This window comes from Pseudomonas sp. MWU349, assembly GCF_017947325.1.
Classification (GTDB): domain Bacteria; phylum Pseudomonadota; class Gammaproteobacteria; order Pseudomonadales; family Pseudomonadaceae; genus Aquipseudomonas; species Aquipseudomonas protegens.
In genome coordinates, this window is sequence record NZ_JAFEVP010000002.1 from 502,097 (window position 1) to 524,024 (window position 21,928).

Consider the following 21,928-nt stretch of genomic DNA (forward strand, 5'->3'; position numbering starts at 1 on the left):
GAATCCGGGCTGCACACCGTCGCTGCATGGGCCGGGGCACAGGCAGGGCGGCGACAGTCACGGGTGAGCCGCCGGCGTACCGGCGGCGGGGTTCAAGGATTACTGCGCGGCCTTGACCGCCGAAGCCAGCTGCGCACTGGCCTTGGCCGGGTCCGCATCCTTGTCGTTCATGAAGTTGGTCACCACGTCGAAGATCGCGCCCTGCACCGCCAGGGAAGTGGCCATGTTGTGCGCCATGCTCGGCTGCAGGCCACCGGTCTTCTCGTCTGCCAGGAAGTCCTTGGCCGACGCCTGGGCGCAGGAGTCGAAGCCCTCGGCACTCATGTCGTTGAGCATGTCGGTACGCACCGGGATCGAACCCTTGTTGATGCTGAAGACTTTCTGGAAGTCCTTGCCCAGGGCAACCTTGGCCAGGTCCTGCTGGGCAGCGATATCGCCCTTGCGGTCGGCCTTGAGCTTGAACACTGCCAGGGAGTCGATGTTGTAGGTGAAGGCCTTGTCGGTACCCGGGAACGGTACGCACTGGTAGTCCTTGCCGGCGACCTTCTTGGCCGCGGTCCACTCGCTCTTGGCCCAGTCGCCCATCATCTGCATGCCGGCCTTGCCGCCGATCACGTCGGCTGCGGCAATGTTCCAGTCACGCCCGGCACGGTTGGGGTCCATGTAGCCGGTGATTTTCTTCAGCTCGGTGAAGGCCTTGGCCATTTCCGGGCCGGAGAGGGTTTTCTGGTCCAGGTCCACCAGGGCTTTCTTGTAGCCCTCCGGGCCCATGACCGAGAGCACCACGTCTTCGAACACGGTGCTGTCCTGCCACGGCTGGCCACCGTGGGCCAGGGCGATGAAGCCGGCGGCCTTGAGCTTGTCGCCGGCGGCATAGAATTCTTCGAGGGTGGTCGGGGCCTTGTCGATCCCGGCTTTCTTGAACACGGCGGGGTTGATCCACAGCCAGTTGACCCGGTGGATGTTCACCGGCACCGCCACGTAGTCACCTTCGTACTTGACGGTATTGGCCACCTTGGGCGACAGCAGGCCGTCCCAGTTCTCGGCCTTGGCCACGTCCTTGAGGGTATCGGTGCTGAGCAAGCCGGTGCTGCCCCATTCCTGGATGTCCGGGCCCTTGATCTGCGCCACACCCGGCGGGTTGCCGGCCACGGCGCGGCTTTTGAGCACGGTCATGGCAGTGGAACCGCCACCGCCGGCCACGGCGCCGTCCTTCCAGGTGAAACCGTCTTTTTCCACTTGGGCCTTGAGCACATCGACCGCGGCTTTTTCACCACCCGAAGTCCACCAGTGGACGACTTCCACGGAACCTTTGGAGTCGGCGGCGAGGGCACTCAGGGGAAACAGAGAGGCAAGGGAAATGACAGTGGCGAGGCGAGAAATCGCATTCATTTGAAGTACCTTTCTTGTTGTTATGCATGCAAGTCTGGTGCTTGCGCTGCAAACGAGTCTAAACAGCCTAGTCGATCATTCGAGTAACGAAGCGATGGGGAAATGTCACCACATGGTTACACAAGGCCCGGAACAGACACCTGGGCCAATGCCGAAGCCATGCTCGGGGCCAACGGCAGGCGCGGGATCAGCACCGCCTGCCAGGCGTGATAGAGGTCCGGCTTGCCGCCCCAGATCCGGGCTGACGGCTGGTTGTCCGGGCCCAGTTCGTGGTGCCAGCTACCGTGCCTGCGGTCGATGAAATGGGCCTCACAGAACTCCCAGAAACAGCGGTACCAGGCCTCGTACTGGGCCTGGCCGGTGCGTTTGAGCAAGGCGCTGGCGGCGGCGCTGGCCTCGGCGTGGGTCCAGTGCAGGCGCTCGCGCACCACTGGCCGGTGGTCCCAGTCCAGGGTGTAGACCATACCCGGGGCGCCATCGACGCTCCAGCCATGGCGGCAGTTGCTTTCGAACAGCCTCTGCGCGTCCTGCACCAGCCAGCCGGGGGTCAGCATGCCGGCCTTCACCCGCGAAGCCTCCAGGTGCAACAGCAGCCGCGCCCATTCGAAGCCGTGTCCCGGGGTGGTGCCAAAGGGCCGGAAACCGTCGGCGGGAAAGGCCCGGTTGTAGTCATGCAGTGGTTGCCAGGCGAGGTCGAAATGTTCGATCACCATGAAGTCGTTGGCCGCCGCCTGGGTGTGGATCACCCGTTCGACGATCCGCAGGGCGCGGGTCAGCCAGCGTGAGTCCTGGGTGACATCGGCCAGGGCCAGGAAGGCCTCGGTGGCGTGCATGTTGCTGTTGGCACCGCGATAGGCTTCCTGCTGACTCCAGTCGCAGTTGAAAGACTCGCGCAGCGCGCCCTCCTCCTCGCTCCAGAAATGCCGGTCAATGATGGCGATGGCCTCCTCCAGCAAACGCTCGGCGCCGGGACGTTGGGCCACCACCGCGGAGCTGGCCGCTAGAGCGACAAAGGCATGCAGGTAGGCGGCCTTGGTGCTGTTGCCGTCGGCCTGCCCGGCCACGGCGAACCAGCCGCCGTGCTCGGCATCACGCAAGGGCCCGCCGAGGGCGGCGATGCCGTGGTCCACCAGGGCGGCATAACCCGGCAGGCCCTGGATATGGGCCATGGCGAAGCTGTGGGTCATGCGCGCGGTGTTCATGGTTTCGGCCTGGGCACCGCTGGGCAGGCGGCCCTGTTCATCGAGGTTGCCAAAACCTGCGGGGAGCCGTGAGGCCTTGGCAAAATCCAGCAGGCGCAGGCCTTCGGCGGCGAGCCAGGCTTGATGTGCAGGGGCATTGAGCCAACTGCTGAAGGGCAAGGAGAGAGGGTCCATGGGTGACCTGTTGTTGTTTTTATCGAAGGCTTGAGTCTAATCAAGTCGCCTGCGACCGCAGGTAACGAAGGACCAGCGTAATGTCACCAAACCGTGACATTGCGCTCCCCCGTAGGAGCCGGCTTGCCGGCGAAGAGGCCCTTGAGTCCTGCGGTGCCCTTGAGGACGCCTTCGCTGGCAAGCCAGCTCCTACGCAAGCCAGCGCTTACAACGGCCGGCAGTTCAGTCCAAGGTCCGGGGCAGGTACAGGGTCACCCGCAGCCCACCTTCGCGCAGGTTCTGCAGGCTGACTTCGCCGCCATGGCTGTGGGCGATGTTGCGGGCAATCCCCAGGCCCAGGCCGTAGCCCTGCTGCTGGCCAGCGAGACGGAAGTGCGGCTCGAAGACCTGCTCCAGGCGCTGCTCCGGTACGCCGGGGCCTTCATCGTCGACATGCAGGACAAAGCCGCTGTCGTCGTCTTCGATGTGCAGGTGAGCGTTCTGTCCGTACTTCAGGGCATTGTCGATCAGGTTGCCCATGCAGCGCTTGAGCGCCAGGGGCTTGCCCGGGTAGCTGGCCAGGGCCCGGCCCTGCTGGGTCACACGGCCATTGCCGTTGGGTGCCAGATAAGGCTCAACCAGGCAATCGAGCACCTGGTTGAGGTCCACTGGCTCGATGTTCTCATGGATGTCGGTGTCCTTGACGCACTGCAGCGCGCCTTTGACCAGCAACTCCAGTTCATCCAGGTCGCGCCCGAACTTGGCCTGTAGTTGCTCGTCCTCCAGCAATTCCACCCGCAGGCGCAAGCGGGTGATGGGGGTGCGCAGGTCATGGGAAATCGCACTGAACAGCTGGCTGCGCTCGGTCAGGTAGCGGCTGATGCGCTCGCGCATGCTGTTGAAGGCCCGGCCCACTTCCACCACCTCGCTGCCACCGCCCTGCGCCACCGGCTCGACGTCGGCCCCCAGGGACATGTCCCGTGCAGCCCGGGCCAGGCGCTTGAGCGGCCGGCTCTGCCAATGCACCAACAGGCCGATGAACAACAGCAGAAACCCGCTGGTGAGCAGGATGAACCACACCTGTTGCGCCGGCAGGCCCTGTTCTTCCAGGCTGGTGTAGGGCTCGGGCAACAGCGAGGCGATGTACAGCCATTCCCCCGGCGCCATCTGGATCTGGGTCACCAGCACCGGCGGGTTCACCGGTTCCAGGGTCAGGGCGTAGTGGGCCCAGGAGCGCGGCAATTCGTCGAGCTTGAGGCCGCCATTGAAGATCCGCAGGTCATCGGGGCTGACGAAGGTCACGGAAATATCCGCGTCGTTGCCCAGGGACTGGCGCAACACCTGCTCCACGGCTTGCAACACCGCTTCTTTGCGCGGGGTGGCGGGCAGCACCTGCATGCCCAGGGGCTTGTCGTTCAGGGTCACGACAAACCGCGTACCGCCCATGCTGCGCAACTGGTCCAGCACCAGGGGCCGGTACGCCACCGGCAACGAACGCAGGTAACTGACGCTGGCGGTCATCGAGTGGGCCAGGCTGCGGGCGCTGGTCACCAGCCCTTCGAGCTGGGTGGCGCGCAGTTGGGAAACCCAGATCACGCTGGACAGCGCCTGGGCGAACAGCACCGCCAGCAAGGTCAAAAGCAGCATCCGCCCCAGCAGGGAACGGGGCACCGGCAGGCGCCGCAGCATTCTGCGCAATGCCTCAGTGGCCATTGCCGGCAACCACATTGGCTGCCAATTGATAGCCGCTGCCGCGCACGGTGCGGATCAGCCGCGGCGGCTTTTCGGTGTCACGCAGACGCTGGCGCAGGCGGCTCACCGCCATGTCGACGATGCGGTCCAGGGGCATCAGGTCACGCCCGCGGGTGGCATTGCCGATGGTGTCGCGATCGAGGATTTCCTGGGGATGGTCGAGAAACAGCTTGAGCAGAGCGAAGTCGGCGCCGGAAAGAATCACCTCCTCGCCATCGTTGTGGAACAGCCGGTGGCTGATCACATCCAGGCGCCATTCGTCGAAGCACAGCACCTCGCCGACAACCCGCTCCTGGGTGAACTGCACGCGCCGCAGCAGGGCCTTGATCCGCGCCTGCAGCTCCCGGGGGCTGAAGGGCTTGCCCAGGTAGTCGTCGGCGCCCAGCTCCAGGCCAATGACCCGGTCGGCCTCGTCGGAGCTGGCGGTCAGCATGATGATCGGCACCTGGCTGCGCTTGGGATGCTGGCGGATCCAGCGGCACAGGCTGAAGCCGTCTTCGTCCGGCAGCATCACATCGAGGATCACCAGGTCGCTGGGCGCCTCGTTGAGGGCCAGGCGAAAGCCGGCCCCGTCGGCGGTGCTGCGCACCTGGAAGCCGCAGCGGCTGAGATAGGTTTCCAGCAGCTCGCGAATTTCCTGATCGTCGTCAACCAACAAAATCGACTTACTGACTGAACTCACCGGGGCCGTCCTTATTGTTAGGCAGGGTGCGCGATTATGCCTGATGCCGGGTCGCCTGCCAGGGCGGCGTCAGCCCTGGGCCTGCTCCAGGGCCACGCCGGCACCGGTGAGCCCGGAATAGGGCGCGGTCACCAGCCACACCGGGATGCCCTTGAAGTAATCGCTCATGCAACCCTTGTCGGCAAAGCTCTTGGCAAAGCCGCTGTGGATGAAGAAATCGGCAAAGCGCGGAATCACCCCACCGACGATGTACACCCCGCCACGCCCCCCGGTGGTCAGCACGTTGTTGCCCGCCACCCGGCCCAGCCAGCAGCTGAACTGCTCCAGCACTTCCCGGGCGACCGGGTCGCCGGCCAGGCCGGCCGCGGTAATGGCCTCCGGAGTCTCGAGCTGCGGCTCATGGCCGTCCACCGCGCAGATCGCCCGGTACACCCGGGGCAGGCCGCCACCGCTGAGGGCGGTCTCGGCGCTGACATGGCCGATCTCGTCGTGAATGTGCTGCCAGAGCTGGGTTTCCCGCGCACTGCTCAAGGGCAGGTCGACATGCCCACCCTCCCCCGGCAAGGCCATGTAACGACCGTCGCCGAAGTTCAGCAGGGTGCCCACCCCGAGGCCCGTGCCCGGGCCGATCACCACGGCCGGGCGCAAAGGCTCGGCAACGCCTTCGCAGACCACGCGAAATTCATCCGGCTGCAGGCGGGTCATGCCCAGGGCCATGGCCGAGAAGTCGTTGACCAACAGCAGTTGGTCCACCTGCAACGCCTGGCAGAAAGCCTGGCGGCTCAGGCGCCAGTGGTTGTTGGTGAAGCGAAACTCATCGCCGCTGACCGGGCCGGCCACCGACAGGCACACCGAACCTATGGCCCCCAGGGCCAGCCCCTGGTCCCGCAGGTAGGCCTTGATGGCGTCTTCCGGGCAACTGTAGTCCGCGGTGGCGTGGACTTCGATCGCCTCCAGTTGTTGGTCTTTCCACAACGCGAAGCGCGCGTTGGTGCCACCGATATCACCGACCAGGGCCAGTTTCACTTGAGCGTCTCCAGGGCAGAGGTAAAGGCGCTGGCGCCCTGCTCTGCCGAGCTGAAGGCCATGCGCATGAAGGCGAAGAGTTCGCGGCCGGTGCCAACGTTGTTGCCCAGCAGGCCCTTGGCCGGTTCCCGGGCGGCGAATTCTGCGGCGTCTACCTTAAGCTCCAGGGTGCCCTTGACGCCATCCACGCGGATGATATCGCCGTCCAGCACCCGGGCCAGCGCGCCACCCACCTGGGCTTCCGGGCTGACATGGATCGCCGCCGGAATCTTGCCCGAAGCGCCGGACATGCGCCCGTCGGTGACCAGCGCCACCTTGAAGCCGCGGTCCTGCAGCACCCCGAGGAACGGGGTCATCTTGTGCAGCTCGGGCATGCCGTTGGAGCGTGGGCCCTGGAAGCGCATCACCGCGACGAAGTCCTTCTCCAGCAGCCCGGCCTTGAAGGCATCGGCCAGGTCCTGCTGGTCCTGGAACACCACGGCCGGGGCCTCGACGATCTGGTGCTCCGGGGCCACGGCGGAAACCTTCATCACGCCGCGACCGAGGTTGCCTTCCATGACCCGCAAGCCGCCTTCCGCAGAGAACGCCCGGGCCACCGGGCGCAGGATGTTTTCGTCCAGGCTTTCGATCGGGCCGTCACGCCACACCAGCTTGCCGTTGTCCAGGAAGGGTTCCTGGGTATAGCGGCTCAGGCCGCGTCCGGCCACGGTATTGACGTCTTCGTGGAGCAGGCCGGCTTCCAGCAGTTCACGGATCAGGAACGACATGCCGCCCGCCGCCTGGAAGTGGTTGATGTCGGCCTTGCCGTTGGGATAGACGTGGGACAGGGTCGGCACCACCTCGGAGAGGTCGGCCATGTCCTGCCAGGTCAGCTGGATGCCCGCCGCCTGGGCGATGGCCGGCATGTGCAGGGTGTGGTTGGTGGAACCGCCCGTGGCGTGCAGGGCAACGATGGAGTTGACCAGCACGCGCTCGTCGACGATCTCGCCGATCGGCATGAAGTTGCCGCTCTGCTTGGTCAGGCGGGTGACCTGCTGCGCCGCCTCATGGGTCAGGGCGTCGCGCAGCGGCGTATTGGGGTTGACGAAAGAGGCGCCCGGCAGGTGCAGGCCCATGACTTCCATCAGCAACTGGTTGGTGTTGGCGGTGCCGTAGAAGGTACAGGTGCCGGGGCTGTGGTAGGACTTCATTTCCGACTCCAGCAGTTCCTCGCGGCTGGCCTTGCCTTCGGCGTAACGCTGGCGCACGTCGGCTTTCTGCTTGTTGGAAATGCCCGAGACCATGGGCCCGCCCGGAACGAAGATGGTCGGCAGGTGACCGAAGCGCAGGGCGCCCATCATCAACCCCGGGACAATCTTGTCGCAGATGCCCAGCATCAGCGCGGCATCGAACATGTTGTGAGAGAGGGCCACCGCCGTAGACAGGGCGATCACTTCACGGCTCGGCAGGCTCAGTTCCATGCCGGCCTCGCCCTGGGTCACGCCATCGCACATGGCCGGGGTGCCGCCGGCGAACTGGCCCACCGAGCCGATCTCGCGCAGGGCACGCTTGATCTGTTCGGGGAAGACCTCGTAAGGCTGGTGCGCCGACAACATGTCGTTATATGACGAAACAATTGCCACGTTGGCCGCGTTCATCATCCGCAGGCTGTGCTTGTCGTCGGCGCCACAACCGGCCACGCCATGGGCGAAGTTCGCACATTGCAGCTTGCCCCGCTGCGGGCCATCGCTGGCGGCATCGCGGATCAGCGCGAGATAGGCCTGGCGAGTGGCGCGACTGCGGGCGATAAGCCGTTCGGTGACCTCAAGAACGCGGGGATGCATGTGTAGAACTCCAGGCTAACGGATGTGGCGACCTGTTTGTCTATGCTGATCAGACGCGCCACCGCTCAGGGACAGCGGAGGATGTTTCTGACCATTTGGACCAGTTGATTCAGGTCACTCGTTGTAGATAAGACAAAATATTGCCATTAAAAAGGCTTGTTTTCTATTTCTATGCGAATAATCTTGTAATTCCAACAACAAATTCAACGACAGGCGTTTGCACATGACTCTTCGAATCGCAATCAATGGTTTTGGCCGTATCGGCCGTAACGTCCTGCGCGCACTTTATACCCAAGGCTATCGCCAGGATCTGCAGATCGTCGCTATCAACGATCTCGGAGACAGCGCTATCAATGCCCACCTGCTCAAATACGACACCGTACACGGCACTTTCGACGCCCAAGTCGAACACGATCAGGAAAGCCTCACCGTGAATGGCGACCGCATCGCCGTCAGCGCCATCCGCAACCCGGCCGAACTGCCCTGGGCCGCGGAGAAGATCGACGTGGTGTTCGAATGCACCGGCCTGTTCACCGACCGCGCCAAGGCTGCCGCCCATCTGACCGCCGGTGCCCGAAAGGTCATCATCTCGGCCCCGGCCAAGGGCGCCGACGCCACCGTGGTCTACGGGGTCAACCACGACATCCTGCGCCAGTCGCACCAGATCATCTCCAACGCCTCGTGCACCACCAACTGCCTGGCCCCGGTGGCCCAGGTGCTGCACCGCGAGCTGGGCATCGACAACGGCCTGATGACCACCATCCACGCCTACACCAACGACCAGAACCTCACCGACGTCTATCACAGCGACCCCTATCGCGCCCGTTCGGCCACCCAGAACATGATCCCGAGCAAGACCGGCGCTGCCGAAGCGGTGGGCCTGGTGCTGCCGGAGCTGGCTGGCAAGCTGACCGGCATGGCCGTGCGAGTACCGGTGATCAACGTGTCCCTGGTGGACCTGACAGTGACCCTCAAGCGCGACACCACCGCCGAAGAGGTCAATGCGTTGCTCAAGAGCGCCAGCCAGCACTCGACGATCCTCGGCTACAACACCCTGCCGCTGGTCTCCAGCGACTTCAACCACAATCCGCTGTCGTCGATCTTCGACGCCAACCACACCAAGGTCAGCGGTGGCCGGTTGCTCAAGGTGCTGGCCTGGTACGACAACGAGTGGGGTTTCTCCAACCGCATGCTGGATAACTGCCTGGCCCTGTGCAACGCGGAATAAAACGGATATTCGTCGATGATCGGTATCAGTTTCACCCACAAGACCATGGCCGCGCGCAAGCGCATCGCCCTGGTCGCCCATGACCACTGCAAGGCGTTCCTCCTGGAGTGGGCCGGGCGGCAAAAGGCGCGCCTGGCCGAGCACGAGCTGGTTGCTACCGGTACCACCGGCCTGTTGCTGAGCAGGCACCTGGGGCTGTCGGTGGAAAGCATGATCAGCGGCCCCCTGGGCGGCGATCAGCAACTGGGGGGCGCAGATTGCCGAGCAACGGGTCGACATGCTGGTGTTCTTCTGGGACCCCTTCGAACCCCAGCCCCATGACCCGGACATCAAGGCTCTGTTGCGGGTCGCGGCGGTGTGGAACATTCCGGTGGCCTGTAACGAGTGCAGCGCCGACTACCTGCTCAGCAGCCCATTGATGAACCAGGCCCATGAGCACCGGATTCCCGACTATCAGGCCTACCTGGCCGGCCGAGGATAATTCACGCAAGGCTTGACCATTGACGTAGATGACAATCATTATCATCTGCTGAAAAAATGGATCAGGCCTTGCTGTGAGTCAATCGCACTTCAACCACGTCTTCCTCACCCAACGCATTTCTCTGCTGCGAACGCTGGAGCGGATGGTCAACAACCACAGCACCGCCGAAGACCTGCTGCAGGAGACCTACCTGCGCGTAACCCGGGCCCTGAGCGAGCGGCCGATCACGCACCTTGAACCCTTTGTCTTCCAGACCGCACGCAACCTCGCCCTGGATCACCTGCGGGCCCGGCGCATCCAGGGCCGCACCCTGCTCGAAGACGTACCGCCGGAGGTGGTGGAGAATGTCGCCGCGCCCGTCAGCAGTGCCGAAGACGCAGCCCACGCCGAGCAGATGCTGGAACGCCTGAACCTCAGCCTCGGCCAGCTCAGCCCGCGCCAGCAGCAGATCTTCATCCTCAGCCGCCTGCACGGCCACAGTTACCAGGAGATCGCCGACGAGCTCGGGGTTTCACTGAGCACGGTGCAAAAGGAATTGAAACTGATCATGGCCATCTGCATTGGCGTCGCCGAACGTCTCGACGGCCAGTGAGTCTCAACCGCTGAGCAGAATGACTGCGGCAGCCCCGAGCCTTTGTTAACCTTGGCCGGCTTTCGCTCTCTCTTGAAAAAACAGCCGCGCACAGACGCAGCCGAGGAACACCCGTGACGGATTTTCACAGCGCCGAGCCGCCCACCCCTGCCGGCGCGCACTCAAGCACCCTGGCCATGGATCAGGCACTGGATTGGCTGATCGAGCTGGAACATCCGAACGAGGAACAAGTGCGCCAGTTTCATCAGTGGCTGGCGGCTTCACCGCTCAACGCCCAGGCCTTCGAAAAGGCCCAGGCGATCTGGAATGGCCCGCAAGTGGCGCAATGCGCCCTGACCCTGGCAGCACCACCGAAAGTCTCGCGCCTGGCGCGCCTGCGCCCCCACTGGAAACCCCTGGCCACCGCCGCGGTGCTGCTACTCGGATTATTCAGCTTCAGCAACCTGCCGCTGCGCCTGCAGGCCGACCACCTGACCCAGGTCGGCGAGCGCCAGCGCCTGCAGCTCGAAGACGGCTCCAAGGTGCTGCTCAACACCAACTCGGCCTTTTCCAGCGACATCAACGATCACCAGCGCGTGGCCCGGCTGTACCAGGGCGAAGCCTTCTTCGAGATCCCCGGCAATCGCGGCCTGCCCCTGGAGCTGGATGCCGGCCCGGTCAAGGCCAGCGTGCGCGACACCACCTTTGCCGTGCGCTACCTGGACGGCGTGGCCCAAGTCCAGGTGCAGCGCGGTGACATCGACCTGCGCGCCACCCACGCCGACCAGCGCCTACGCCTGCGCGCCGGGGAAAGCGTGCGGGTCGGGCCCCAGGGCTTCGACCAGCCGGCCAGGCTCGACGCCGACAAGGAACTGGCCTGGGTCCAGGGCCGCCTGGTGTTCGAGAACTGCCCCCTGAGCCAGGTCCTGGCCGAACTGCGGCGCTATTACCCGGGCTGGATCGTCAACAACAACGAACACCTGGCAAAGGTCGCGGTAACCGGCAACTACCGCCTGGATCAGCCTCTGGACGTGGTGCGTTCCCTGGCCCACATCACGTCGGCACGGCTTTCCGAGTTCCCGGCACTAGTGATTCTCAACTGAGAACAATTATTTTTACGCGATCTCTACGGGTCGTACGTCTCGTTATAGCCAATGCAACTGATTCGCATTTTTAATGTGTATCTGCACCTATAAAAGTTTCGTGCGACCCGGAGCGCTCTCGATGTCCCCTCGCCTCAACAGCCGATCCCCTGTTCCCTGTGCCCGCCTGCAAAACTGCACCTTGTCGCTGCTGACCGCAGCCATCCTGCTGGCCGGCGCCCACGCTGCCCCCGTGATGGCCGCCGATGCCCCGGCCTCCTCCAGCCAGCGCATGGGCAACTACAACTTCGCTATCGCCCAGCAGCCGCTGGTATCGGCGCTCAACGCCTTTACCGCGGTCACCGGCTGGCAAGTGGGCCTGCCAGCGGAGCTGGGCAGCGGGGTGTCGTCCCCGGGCGTGCGCGGCTCGCTGCCACCGGAAAAGGCCCTGGATCGGCTGCTCAGCGGCACCAACCTGAGCTACCGCAAGCTGGGCAACAACAACATCGTTCTGGAAAAGCGCAGCGCAGCCAATGTGGTGAACCTGCAGCAGGTGACCATCAGCGCCACCCGTCAGGAGCAGGACATCAACTCGGTGCCCAGCACCGTGAGCGTGCACACCCGGGAAGAACTCGACCGCCAGAACGTCAACACAATCAAGGAACTGGTGCGCTATGAGCCCGGAGTTTCGGTAGGCGGTGCAGGCCAGCGTGCCGGTATCAGCGGCTACAACATCCGTGGTATCGACAGCGACCGGATCCTCACCCAGGTGGACGGCGTGGAAGTGCCGGATCACTTCTTCAGCGGCCCTTATGCCAAGACCAACCGTAACTACGTCGACCCGGAAATCGTCAAGCGCGTGGAAATCCTGCGTGGCCCGGCCTCGGTGCTCTACGGCAGCAGCGCCATCGGTGGAGCGGTCAGCTACTACACGCTGGACGCCGACGATATCATCAAGCCCGGCCAGGATTTTGGCGCGCGCCTGAAGACCGGCTACAGCTCGGCGGACGAAAGCTGGCTGAAATCCGGCACCTTTGCCGGGCGGGTCGGCGAATTCGACGGCCTGTTGCACTTGAGCCAGCGTGATGGCCACGAGACCGAGTCCTATGGCAGCAACAACGGCACCGGCCTGAACCGCACTGCCGCCAACCCGGAAGACGCCCGGACCACCAACGTACTGGCCAAGCTCGGCTGGAACTATGCGGACGACGCACGCCTGGGCCTGACCTACGAAAAGTACAAGGACGACCGCGACACCAACCAGAAAAGTGCGGTGGGTGGCCTGTTCCTCAATGGCGTTGGCCAGAACTGGTATCGCTCGCGCGTCGGCAACGACACCATCACCCGCGAACGCTTCGGCCTGGAAAACAGCTTTGCCCTGAACTCGCCGATCGCCGACCAGATCAAGTGGAGCCTGAACTACCAGATCGCCAAGACCGACCAGACCACCTCAGAGCGCTACAACCCGGTGTCGATCTTCAGCCCGGTGGCGCGTGACGTGCAGCGTGAGCGGAAAACCCTGTACCAGGAAAAACAATGGGTGTTCGACGCTCAGCTGGACAAGGCCTTCGCCCTGGGTGAAACCGATCACCAGTTGACCTACGGCACCACTCTCAAGCAGCAGAAGGTCACGGGCTCGCGCTATGGCACCGCCCGCTGCCTGGCCGTCGGTGCCGGCTGTACCGCGGTTGGTGCGCCGAGCCCTTCTGCCGGTGACAGCGTGAAGAAGTCCAGCGACTTCCCGGACCCGACCATCAACACCTACAGCCTGTTCGTCCAGGACCAGATCAGCTGGAACGCCTGGACCTTCACACCGGGCCTGCGCTACGACTACACCCGGCTCAAGCCCAAGCTGACTCAGGAGTTTCTCAACGTTGCCAACTCAACCGGTGCCTTCCCGGTCAGCGACGATGAAAAGACCTGGCACCGCGTATCGCCCAAGTTCGGCCTGACCTACGCCTTTGACGAGCATTACACCGGTTACGGCCAATACTCCGAAGGCTTCCGTACCCCCTCGGCCAAGGCACTCTACGGTCGCTTCGAAAACCTTGCGGGCGGCTATGTAGTGGAACCCAACTCCAACCTCAAGCCGGAAACCAGCAAGAGCTACGAAACCGGCCTGCGCGGCAACTTCGACGCGGGCTCCTTCGACGTCTCGGTGTTCTACAACCAGTACCGCGACTTCATCAATGAAGACGCCATTACCGCCGGTGCACTGTTGTCGGTCATCCAGAGCAACAACATCAAGCACGCCACCATCAAGGGCGCGGAAGCCAAGGGCCGCCTCAACCTCGACGCCTTTGGTGCTCCACAAGGGCTGTACAGCATCGGCTCGGTGGCCTACGCATACGGTCGCAACAACGACAACGGCGAACCGATCAACAGCGTCAACCCGCTCAAAGGCGTGTTCGGCCTGGGCTATGACCAGGACAACTACGGCGCCCTGCTGAGCTGGACCCTGGTCAAGCGCAAGGACCGGGTCGACGACAGTACCTTCAAGGCTCCGGACGGGCGTGTTACCAGCAGCCAGTTCAAATCCCCGGGCTTCGGCATTCTCGACCTCAGCGGTTTCTACAAGGTCACCGATGACCTGACCGTGAACGCCGGCCTGTACAACCTGACCGACAAGAAATACTGGAACTGGGACGACGTGCGCGGCTACGACAGCGTCGGTGAAGCCGGCCAGACCGCACCGGCCAACCTCGACCGCCTGACCCAGCCCGGCCGCAACTTGTCGGTCAACCTGGTGTGGGATATCTGACGCCTGGACACCTCACTGCCCTTTTTCATCCAGGGCAGTGAGGATTTTTTACTGTGTCGCGTCTTCTTGTTCGTCTAGTCACTAAGTGCCTCTCATTCTCAAGGACATCTGCATGACCTCCCAGGATTCCTCCCAGCGTCACCACCTGCGCTCCCAACGCCTGAACCAGATCACCCACGAGCCGCATTCCAAGCTCGACGCCCTGGTCAAGGCCCATGCGCCCTTCGAAACCCAGGGTGCATTCGCCCGTTTCGTGGTGGCCCAGTACCTGTTCCAGTCGGAACTGGTGGACCTGTACAACGATGCCGAACTGAACAAGATCGTCCCGGACCTGGCCGAGCGCTGCCGCGCCGAAGCCGCCAAGGCTGACCTGGCCGACCTGGAAACCGAGGTTCCTGCACCAGTGGCCGGTGCCGTCAGCAACCCAAGCCAGGCCGAAGCCCTGGGCTGGATCTTCGTCTCCGAGGGCTCCAAGCTCGGTGCCGCGTTCCTGATCAAGCGCGCCGTGGGCCTGGGCCTGAGCGAAACCTTCGGTGCCCGTCACCTGGGCGAACCGGCCGGTGGCCGCGCCGAAGGCTGGAAAACCTTCACCCGCATCCTCGACAGCCTGGAGTTCACCGCCGAAGAAGAAGCCGCAGCGGAAAAAGGTGCCCTGGATGCCTTCAACCGCTTTACCGTGCTGCTGGAACAGGCTTACTCCGGCGCCGCACAACCGGCCTGACCCGCGTAGTTGCGGGCAGGTGGCGCGCCAAGGCGTGCCCCTGCCCGCAGCGGTATTTTGTCGGCCGGCGCCATTCCCGGATTGAGCCGTACGCCGCGTTACCTCATCATCGAAACCATGACCCCCACTCGCCCCTCCTCGTCGAAGATTTCCCGCCTGCTGTTTGGCGCGCTGGCCTATGTCAGCCTGGCCATCGGCCTGATCGCCATCGTCGTACCCGGCCTGCCAACCACCGAGTTCATCCTGCTGGCTGCCTGGGCCGCTACCAAGAGCTCGCCGCGGCTAAGCGCCTGGATGGAGAACCATCGCCTGTTCGGGCCGATCCTCCACAACTGGCGCAACGGCCGGATCGTCAGCCGCAAGGCCAAGGTCAGCGCCACGGTCAGCATGCTGCTGTGCGCCGGGCTGATGCTGACCCTGCTCAACCATCACTGGACGATGTATGCCGCCATTGCCGGCATGACCCTGGGCAACCTGTGGATCTGGTCACGCCCCGAAGCCCTGCCGCAAACCTCTTGACCTGCGCCCGCTGGCAGCTATGCCATCGCCCCTGAGGCCATATATGTCAAGGGCATGACCGTTCGTCGGCAGCCCCTCACGCAAAGGCCGCCCGAGCCGATGTTCCGGGCATAGCGCTGAATGGACTTGGCGACCGGAGTCATCCGATTCCGTGCTTTCCATCCGTCCTTTCGCGAGATCGCCCCCATGTTCGACTCTCTCTCCATTCGCCTGAAAATAGTGCTGTTATCCGGATTGTGCCTGTTGGGCGTAGTGGCGTTGATCGTCGGCATGAACCTGTACCAGAGCCAGCAGAACAACCAGCTGGTCAACACCTCCAGCACGCGGATGCTCACCGCCGGGGTCCAAGAGTTGCTGCAGGCCAAGGCCGCCGACCAGGCAGTCCGGGTGCAGAAGACCTTCGGTGAAAGCAACCTGGTGATCACCGCCCTGGCGGACCAGGTACGCGACCTGCGTGACATGGCGAGCAAGCGCGGCCTGGGAGCTGCGGCACTGCGCGAAGAGCTCAACCACAGCCTCAAGACTGCCTTCGAGCGCAATCCCAAAGTACTCGGCATCTGGCTGGCCTACGAACCCGACGCCCTGGATGGCAAGGACAGCGACTTTCTCAATGACGCAGCCCGTGCCTCCAACGAACGCGGGCGCTTCGCCACCTACTGGAGCCGATCCGGGGGCCAGCAGTTGAACACCGTGATGGTGGAGGACGACCTGACCAAGACCACCCTCAACCTCAGCGGCACCCCCTACAACGTCTGGTACACCTGCCCCCGCGACAGCCGCCGTACCTGCCTGCTGGACCCCTACGCCGACACCATCGGCGAGGACAAGAAACAGGTGCTGATGACCACCATCTCCCAGCCCTTGCTGGTGGACGGCAAGGTCATCGGGGTGATTGGCGTCGACATCGCCCTGGACTCCCTGCAGGCCGCGGCCGGCGAATCCCAGCGTTTTCTGTTCAACGGTGCCGGGCACATGATGATCGTCGCCGGCAGCGGCTTGCTGGCAGCGGTGGGCGCCGATGCCAGCCAGGTTGGCAAGAACATCAGCGAAACCCTCGGCGCCCAGGGCCAGGATATCCTCGCGGTGCTCGCCGGCAGCCAGAACAAGGTCCTGCAACAGGGTGAACTGATCCGCGCGGTCTACCCCTTCAGCCCGATTGCCGATGCCAAGCCCTGGGGCGTCACCATCGACCTGCCGCAACAGGTGCTGCTGGCAGACTCGGTAAAACTGCAAGGCCTGCTGGATGAAGCCCAGACCAGCGGCACCGTGAAAACCGTACTGGTGGCCGTCGGCGCCGGCCTGCTGGGCCTGCTGCTGATCTGGCTCAGCGCCTCGGGCGTGACCCGGCCGATCAACAGCGTGGCGCAGATGCTCAAGGCCATCGCCAGCGGCGACGGCGACCTGACCCAGCGCCTGGACTACAGCAAGAAAGACGAACTCGGCGAACTGGTGGGCTGGTTCAACCGCTTCCTCGACAAGCTGCAACCGACCATCGCCCAGATCAAGCAAAGCATCACCGAAGCCCGGGGCACCGCCGACCAGTCTTCGGAAATCGCCCGCCAGACCAGTGAAGGCATGCAGGTGCAGTTCCGCGAAATCGATCAAGTGGCCACCGCCTCCAACGAAATGAGCGCTACCGCCCACGATGTCGCCAACAGTGCCTCCAATGCCGCCCAGGCCGCCCGCGGCGCGGACCAGTCGGCCAAGGACGGCATGAGCATCATCGAACGCAGCACCCGGGACATCAGCCTGCTGGCCGACGAGGTGAGCAAGGCGGTGGGGGAAGTCGAAGCCCTGGCGGTGAGCAGCGAACAGATAGGGTCGGTGCTGGAAGTGATCCGCAGCATTGCCGAGCAAACCAACCTGCTGGCCCTCAACGCCGCCATCGAAGCGGCCCGCGCCGGGGAAAGCGGTCGCGGCTTCGCGGTGGTGGCCGATGAAGTGCGCAACCTGGCCAAACGCACCCAGGACTCGGTGGAGGAAATCCGCGTGGTCATCGAGCGCATCCAGAACGGCACCCGGGATGTGGTCAACACCATGCACGCCAGCCAGAGCCAGGCGCAGAACAATGCCGGGCAGATCCAGCAGGCAGTCCAGGCCCTGGGCAAGATCAGCGACGCGGTCACCGTGATCAGCGACATGAACCTGCAGATCGCCAGCGCTGCCGAGCAGCAGAGCGCGGTGGCCGAAGAGGTCAACCGCAACGTCTCGGCAATTCGCAGCGTGACCGAAACCCTCACCGAACAGGCCAGTGAGTCGGCCCAGGTCAGCAGCCAGCTCAATGCCCTGGCCACCCAGCAAATGAAACTCATGGATCAGTTCCGCGTGTAAGCGCAGCTCTGGCGCCAGCCGCGGCCGATGACCAGGGGTGATCGACAGCCGCGGCAGTTTCAGGGTGCAATGCCCTCCTCTGATTCGCGGAGTGGGCCATGACCGAGTTACTCGCATCCATCCAGGCCGCGCTGGGCCTGGCGCCCTCAAGCATCCGGCAAACCGGCCAGGGCGCCCTGCCCTCGGCCTTCGCCGTGACCGACCTGGCCAGCGCCAGCATTGCCGCTGCCGGGCAGGCAGTCGCTGAACTCCTGTACAGCCGGACCGGGCGCCTCCCTGAGGTCAGCGTCGACCGGCGCCTGGCCTCGTTCTGGTTCGCCGGCTCGATCCGCCCCCACGGCTGGAGCCTGCCATCACCCTGGGACCCGATTGCCGGCGACTACCCCAGCCGTGATGGCTGGATTCGCCTGCACACCAATGCCCCCCAGCACCGGGCCGCCGCCGAACGGGTACTGGGAGTGGTGACCGAACGCTCGGCCATGGCCGCCCAGGTGGCCAGCTGGAACGCCCTGGAACTGGAACAGGCGATAGTCGACCAGGGCGGTTGTGCCGCGCAGATGCGCAGCTGGGCACAGTGGCAGGCCCACCCCCAGGGCCAGGCGGTAAACAGCGAACCCCTGGTGCACTGGCTGCCCCAGGCCGATCAGCGGCACAAGACCTGGATGGGGCGCGTCGACCGGCCACTGGCTGGGCTCAAGGTACTGGACCTGACCCGGGTCCTGGCCGGCCCGGTGGCCAGCCGCCTGCTGGCGGGGCTGGGCGCCGAGGTGTTGCGCATCGATCCGCCACACTGGAACGAGCCGGCCCTGGAGCCGGAGGTGACCCTGGGCAAACGCTGCGCGCGCCTCGACCTGCACGACCTTGAACAGCGTGCCCTGTTCGAAGGCCTGTTGGCGCAGGCCGACCTGCTTCTGCATGGCTACCGCGCCGATGCCCTGGAACACCTGGGTTATGACGCCCAGGCACGCCAGAAAATCGCTCCGGGGCTGATCGAAGTCAGCCTCAATGCCTACGGCTGGAGCGGCCCCTGGCGCAACCGCCGGGGCTTCGACAGCCTGGTGCAGATGAGCTGCGGCATCGCCGAAGCCGGCATGGCCTGGAAAGCCGCGGACAGGCCTGTACCACTGCCGGTCCAGGCCCTGGATCACGCCACCGGTTACCTGATGGCAGCCAGCGCCCTGCGGGCACTGACCCGGTCCCTGAGCGGCGAGCAGGGCGCATCGGCGCGCCTGTCCCTGGCCCGCACCGCCCAATTGCTGATTGATCATTCCCCATCAGCGACCGCCGAAACTCCACTGCGCGCCGAAGACGACAAGGACCAGGGGCTGGTGCTGGAACAGACCCCTTGGGGGCCGGCGCGGCGCCTGCGGGTGCCGTTGCACATCAATGGAACGCCGGTGCAGTGGAGTTGCCCGGCCACCGCCCTGGGCGCCCATCGCCCCAGATGGTGGTGAAGGCCCTGGCTGCCAGTTGATCCCGCAGAGACCAGCGAACAGTTTCAGCCCATGGCCGCCCACAAATGCTGCGCCGCATAACCGCGCCACGGCCGCCAGGCCTCGGCTCGGGCCAGCAGTTGGCGGGCATTGGGCCGCAGCCCCTGCAGACGTGCCACAGCGTTGAACAGGCCTACGTCCGCCGCCGGAAAGGCATCGCTCTCGCGCAACTGGCGCAGGGCGATGTAGTGCGCGGTCCAATCGCCGATTCCCGGCAATTGCAACAGGCGCTCCACCCCCTGTTGCAGGCTGGCCCTGGGTTCGAACAGAAGTGGATCGTCGAGCAAGGCCTGGGCCACGGCAGACAAGGTGCGTGCCCGGCTGCGGGGCATCCCCAGGTCGGCCAGGCTGGCAGTGGCCAGCACCTGGGGCGTGGGAAACAGGTGGGTCAGACCGGGCCACTGCGGAGCGGGACTGGCCAGGGGCCGGCCATGCACCGCCACCAGCTTGCCCGCCAGGCGGATCGCGCCCTGCACGGTGATCTGCTGGCCCAGCACGGCGCGAATGGCCAGTTCAAAACCATCCCAGGCCCCGGGTACTCGCAGGCCCGGGCGTGCCGCCAGCAACGGCGCGAGCAGCGGATCACGGGCCAGATGGCGGTTGATCAGGGGCAGGTCCGCGTCCAGATCGAATTGCCGGCGCAAGCGCGCCTGCACCTGGGGCAGCAGGGCCTGCTCGGCCCTCTGCAACTTCACCTGCAAATAGCCGGCAGGCCCCGGGCAGACACTCAAGATGCCTTGCCGCCCCTCCAGCGCGAAGGTGCGGGCATAAGTATCGCCTTGCACCACCTCCAGGCCTTCGATGGCGCGGGCCCTGAGAAAGCCCAGCATCGCCGGCCAGTCGTAGGCGCCCTGGTAGGGCAGGTGCTGAATCACAGCGCCAGCAGGCCGCTGTACAAGCCATAGGCCGCCAACGAGGCGCCGATGACCACGGCCGTGAAGATCAGCTTTTCCAGCGGGGTGAACAACGGCTCGCCCTGCTCATGCTTGGCCTTGGCGAACAGGATCACCCCAGGCGCATACAGCAAGGCCGACAGCAGCAGGTACTTCAAGCCGCCGGCGTACAGCAGCCAGATGGCGTAGCTCAGGGCCACGGTGGCGATGAACAGGTCCTTCTTGCGTTCCCGGGAGGCCTGCTCGTAGGTTTCCCCGCGGCCGCTGAGCAACACCGCATAGGCTGCCGACCACAGGTAGGGCACCAGGATCATCGACGATGCCAGGTAGATCAGGCTGGTGTAGGTGCCGGCCGAGAACAGGGTGATCAGCAGAAAGATCTGGATCATCACGTTGGTCAGCCACAAGGCATTGACCGGCACATGGTTGGCGTTTTCCTTCTTCAGGAAAGCCGGCATGGTCCGGTCCCGGGCAGTGGCGTAAAGGATCTCGGCGCACAGCAAGGCCCAGGACAGCAAGGCCCCCAGCAGGGAAACCGCCAGGCCGATGCTGATCAGCAAGGCGCCCCAGGGGCCGACGATGTGCTCCAGCACTGCAGCCAGGGAAGGGTTCTGCAATTGCGCCAGCTCCGGCTGGCTCATGATCCCCAACGACAGCACGTTGACCAGTACCAGCAGCGCCAGCACCCCGAGAAAACCGATCACCGTGGCCCGCCCGACATCGGCGCGCTTCTGCGCCCGGGCCGAATACACGCTGGCGCCCTCGATGCCGATGAACACGAACACCGTGACCAGCATCATGTTGCGCACCTGGTCCATCACACCGCCGAAATTCGGATTGCTGCGGCCCCAGATATCCCGGGTGAAGATATCCGCCTTGAATGCCACGGCAGCGATGACGATGAACATCACCAGCGGCACGATCTTCGCCACCGTGGTCAGCTGGTTGATGAAGGCCGCCTCCTTGATCCCCCGCAACACGAGGAAATGCACGGCCCACAGCAGGACCGAGGCACAGCCGATGGCCACCGGGGTATTGCCCTGGCCGAACACTGGAAAGAAGTAGCCCAGGGTGCTGAACAACAGGACGAAGTAGCCGACGTTGCCCAGCCAGGCGCTGATCCAGTACCCCCAGGCGGAAGAGAAGCCCATGTAGTCGCCGAACCCGGCCTTGGCATAGGCATAGACCCCGGAATCGAGCTCCGGCTTGCGGTTGGCCAGGGTCTGGAAGACGAAGGCCAGGGTCAGCATCCCCACCGCGGTGATGGCCCAGCCGATCAGCACCGCTCCGGCATCGGCCCGGGCCGCCATATTCTGCGGCAGCGAGAAGATCCCGCCGCCAATCATGGAACCCACCACCAGGGCGATCAATGCACCGAGTTGCAGCTTCTGCGCCGGTTGTGACATCCCTACCTCTTCTTCAGTGAGTCGATCTGGCGACTAAAGCTACACGCTATTAAATAACTTCTACAAATTTGCGTCTAACAGTAACAGTCAATTATTTATCCTTTATGCAACGGGACTCTGGACACCTCGCAGAAGGCCCTGAATAACCGACTGTTTTGTTATGTATATGCACTAAATGCCATCACTACCAAGTGATTAATCAATGCCGCTGAGAGATTTGCACATTCCTCAAAAGGGTCTAGTTTCAAACGTCGTCGGCAATGAGAACCGCTACTGACAAGGAGATCGAAACACGTCTGGAATGCCCCTCTCCGGGCAGCATCCTACCTCCCGTAACAAATCTTAAGTCATTCATTCACAACGGAATGCAGTAATGAACTGATCTGAGTCAGCTGTTCGGATTGCAAGCAGA

16 protein-coding genes and 1 pseudogene are annotated in these 21,928 nt (G+C 64.1%); 9 read left to right on the forward strand and 8 right to left on the reverse strand.

Going from position 1 to position 21,928, the window contains the following annotated elements; all coding sequences use genetic code 11:
* Positions 1 to 99 precede the first annotated feature (99 nt).
* From KCG88_RS09535 to edd, 6 genes are all read right to left on the reverse strand, one after another.
* Positions 100 to 1,392, reverse strand: a complete 1,293-nt coding sequence (locus tag KCG88_RS09535) for an ABC transporter substrate-binding protein (protein WP_011062871.1) — start codon at positions 1,390 to 1,392, stop codon at positions 100 to 102.
* Between the two features lie 116 nt (positions 1,393 to 1,508).
* Positions 1,509 to 2,768, reverse strand: coding sequence for an AGE family epimerase/isomerase (locus KCG88_RS09540; protein WP_210712281.1), 1,260 nt, complete (start codon positions 2,766 to 2,768; stop codon positions 1,509 to 1,511).
* Between the two features lie 222 nt (positions 2,769 to 2,990).
* Entirely contained in the window at positions 2,991 to 4,460 is a 1,470-nt protein-coding gene (locus tag KCG88_RS09545) for an ATP-binding protein (RefSeq protein ID WP_047337616.1), read from the reverse strand.
* Entirely contained in the window at positions 4,450 to 5,181 is a 732-nt protein-coding gene (locus KCG88_RS09550; RefSeq protein ID WP_015636744.1) for a response regulator transcription factor, read from the reverse strand. Before KCG88_RS09550 ends, KCG88_RS09545 begins: the two co-directional genes overlap by 11 nt.
* A gap of 69 nt (positions 5,182 to 5,250) precedes the next feature.
* Complete coding sequence (locus KCG88_RS09555; RefSeq protein ID WP_210712282.1) at positions 5,251 to 6,207, reverse strand: glucokinase; 957 nt, start codon at positions 6,205 to 6,207, stop codon at positions 5,251 to 5,253.
* Positions 6,204 to 8,030 (reverse strand): phosphogluconate dehydratase, encoded by a 1,827-nt coding sequence (edd, locus tag KCG88_RS09560; protein ID WP_047288679.1) that lies wholly within the window; start codon positions 8,028 to 8,030, stop codon positions 6,204 to 6,206. Before edd ends, KCG88_RS09555 begins: the two co-directional genes overlap by 4 nt.
* A 223-nt stretch (positions 8,031 to 8,253) precedes the next feature.
* On the opposite strand from edd, the gene gap reads away from it, so the two are divergent.
* The 9 genes and pseudogenes from gap to KCG88_RS09605 all read left to right on the forward strand — a co-directional run bounded on the left by gap (position 8,254) and on the right by KCG88_RS09605 (position 19,178).
* Positions 8,254 to 9,258 carry a type I glyceraldehyde-3-phosphate dehydrogenase gene (gene gap / locus KCG88_RS09565; protein ID WP_011062877.1) on the forward strand — a complete coding sequence of 335 codons (1,005 nt, stop codon included), beginning with the start codon at positions 8,254 to 8,256 and terminating at the stop codon, positions 9,256 to 9,258.
* Between the two features lie 15 nt (positions 9,259 to 9,273).
* Positions 9,274 to 9,739 (forward strand): annotated as a pseudogene (locus tag KCG88_RS09570) (methylglyoxal synthase).
* Between the two features lie 73 nt (positions 9,740 to 9,812).
* On the forward strand, positions 9,813 to 10,331 hold the full coding sequence (locus tag KCG88_RS09575) for an RNA polymerase sigma factor (protein ID WP_011062879.1): 519 nt from the start codon (positions 9,813 to 9,815) through the stop codon (positions 10,329 to 10,331).
* Between the two features lie 113 nt (positions 10,332 to 10,444).
* Positions 10,445 to 11,413 (forward strand): FecR domain-containing protein, encoded by a 969-nt coding sequence (locus KCG88_RS09580; RefSeq protein ID WP_047337619.1) that lies wholly within the window; start codon positions 10,445 to 10,447, stop codon positions 11,411 to 11,413.
* Positions 11,414 to 11,534: 121 nt separating this feature from the next.
* Positions 11,535 to 14,153, forward strand: coding sequence for a TonB-dependent receptor (locus KCG88_RS09585; RefSeq protein WP_210712283.1), 2,619 nt, complete (start codon positions 11,535 to 11,537; stop codon positions 14,151 to 14,153).
* Positions 14,154 to 14,265: 112 nt separating this feature from the next.
* Positions 14,266 to 14,874 carry a biliverdin-producing heme oxygenase gene (locus KCG88_RS09590; protein WP_047337621.1) on the forward strand — a complete coding sequence of 203 codons (609 nt, stop codon included), beginning with the start codon at positions 14,266 to 14,268 and terminating at the stop codon, positions 14,872 to 14,874.
* Between the two features lie 117 nt (positions 14,875 to 14,991).
* Positions 14,992 to 15,393, forward strand: coding sequence for a YbaN family protein (locus KCG88_RS09595; protein ID WP_047288689.1), 402 nt, complete (start codon positions 14,992 to 14,994; stop codon positions 15,391 to 15,393).
* A 186-nt stretch (positions 15,394 to 15,579) separates the two neighbouring features.
* The gene (locus tag KCG88_RS09600; RefSeq protein WP_210712284.1) at positions 15,580 to 17,724 is read left to right on the forward strand and encodes a methyl-accepting chemotaxis protein; all 2,145 of its coding nucleotides are present in this window, start codon (positions 15,580 to 15,582) and stop codon (positions 17,722 to 17,724) included.
* 98 nt (positions 17,725 to 17,822) lie between these two features.
* On the forward strand, positions 17,823 to 19,178 hold the full coding sequence (locus KCG88_RS09605) for a CoA transferase (protein ID WP_210712285.1): 1,356 nt from the start codon (positions 17,823 to 17,825) through the stop codon (positions 19,176 to 19,178).
* 44 nt (positions 19,179 to 19,222) lie between these two features.
* Here the strand turns inward: KCG88_RS09605 and KCG88_RS09610 are convergent, their stop codons facing one another.
* Positions 19,223 to 20,092, reverse strand: a complete 870-nt coding sequence (locus tag KCG88_RS09610) for a DNA-3-methyladenine glycosylase (RefSeq protein WP_210712286.1) — start codon at positions 20,090 to 20,092, stop codon at positions 19,223 to 19,225.
* The gene (arcD, locus tag KCG88_RS09615) at positions 20,089 to 21,516 is read right to left on the reverse strand and encodes an arginine-ornithine antiporter (RefSeq protein WP_047337625.1); all 1,428 of its coding nucleotides are present in this window, start codon (positions 21,514 to 21,516) and stop codon (positions 20,089 to 20,091) included. The genes KCG88_RS09610 and arcD overlap by 4 nt, the downstream gene beginning before the upstream one ends.
* Between the last annotated feature and the right edge of the window lie 412 nt (positions 21,517 to 21,928).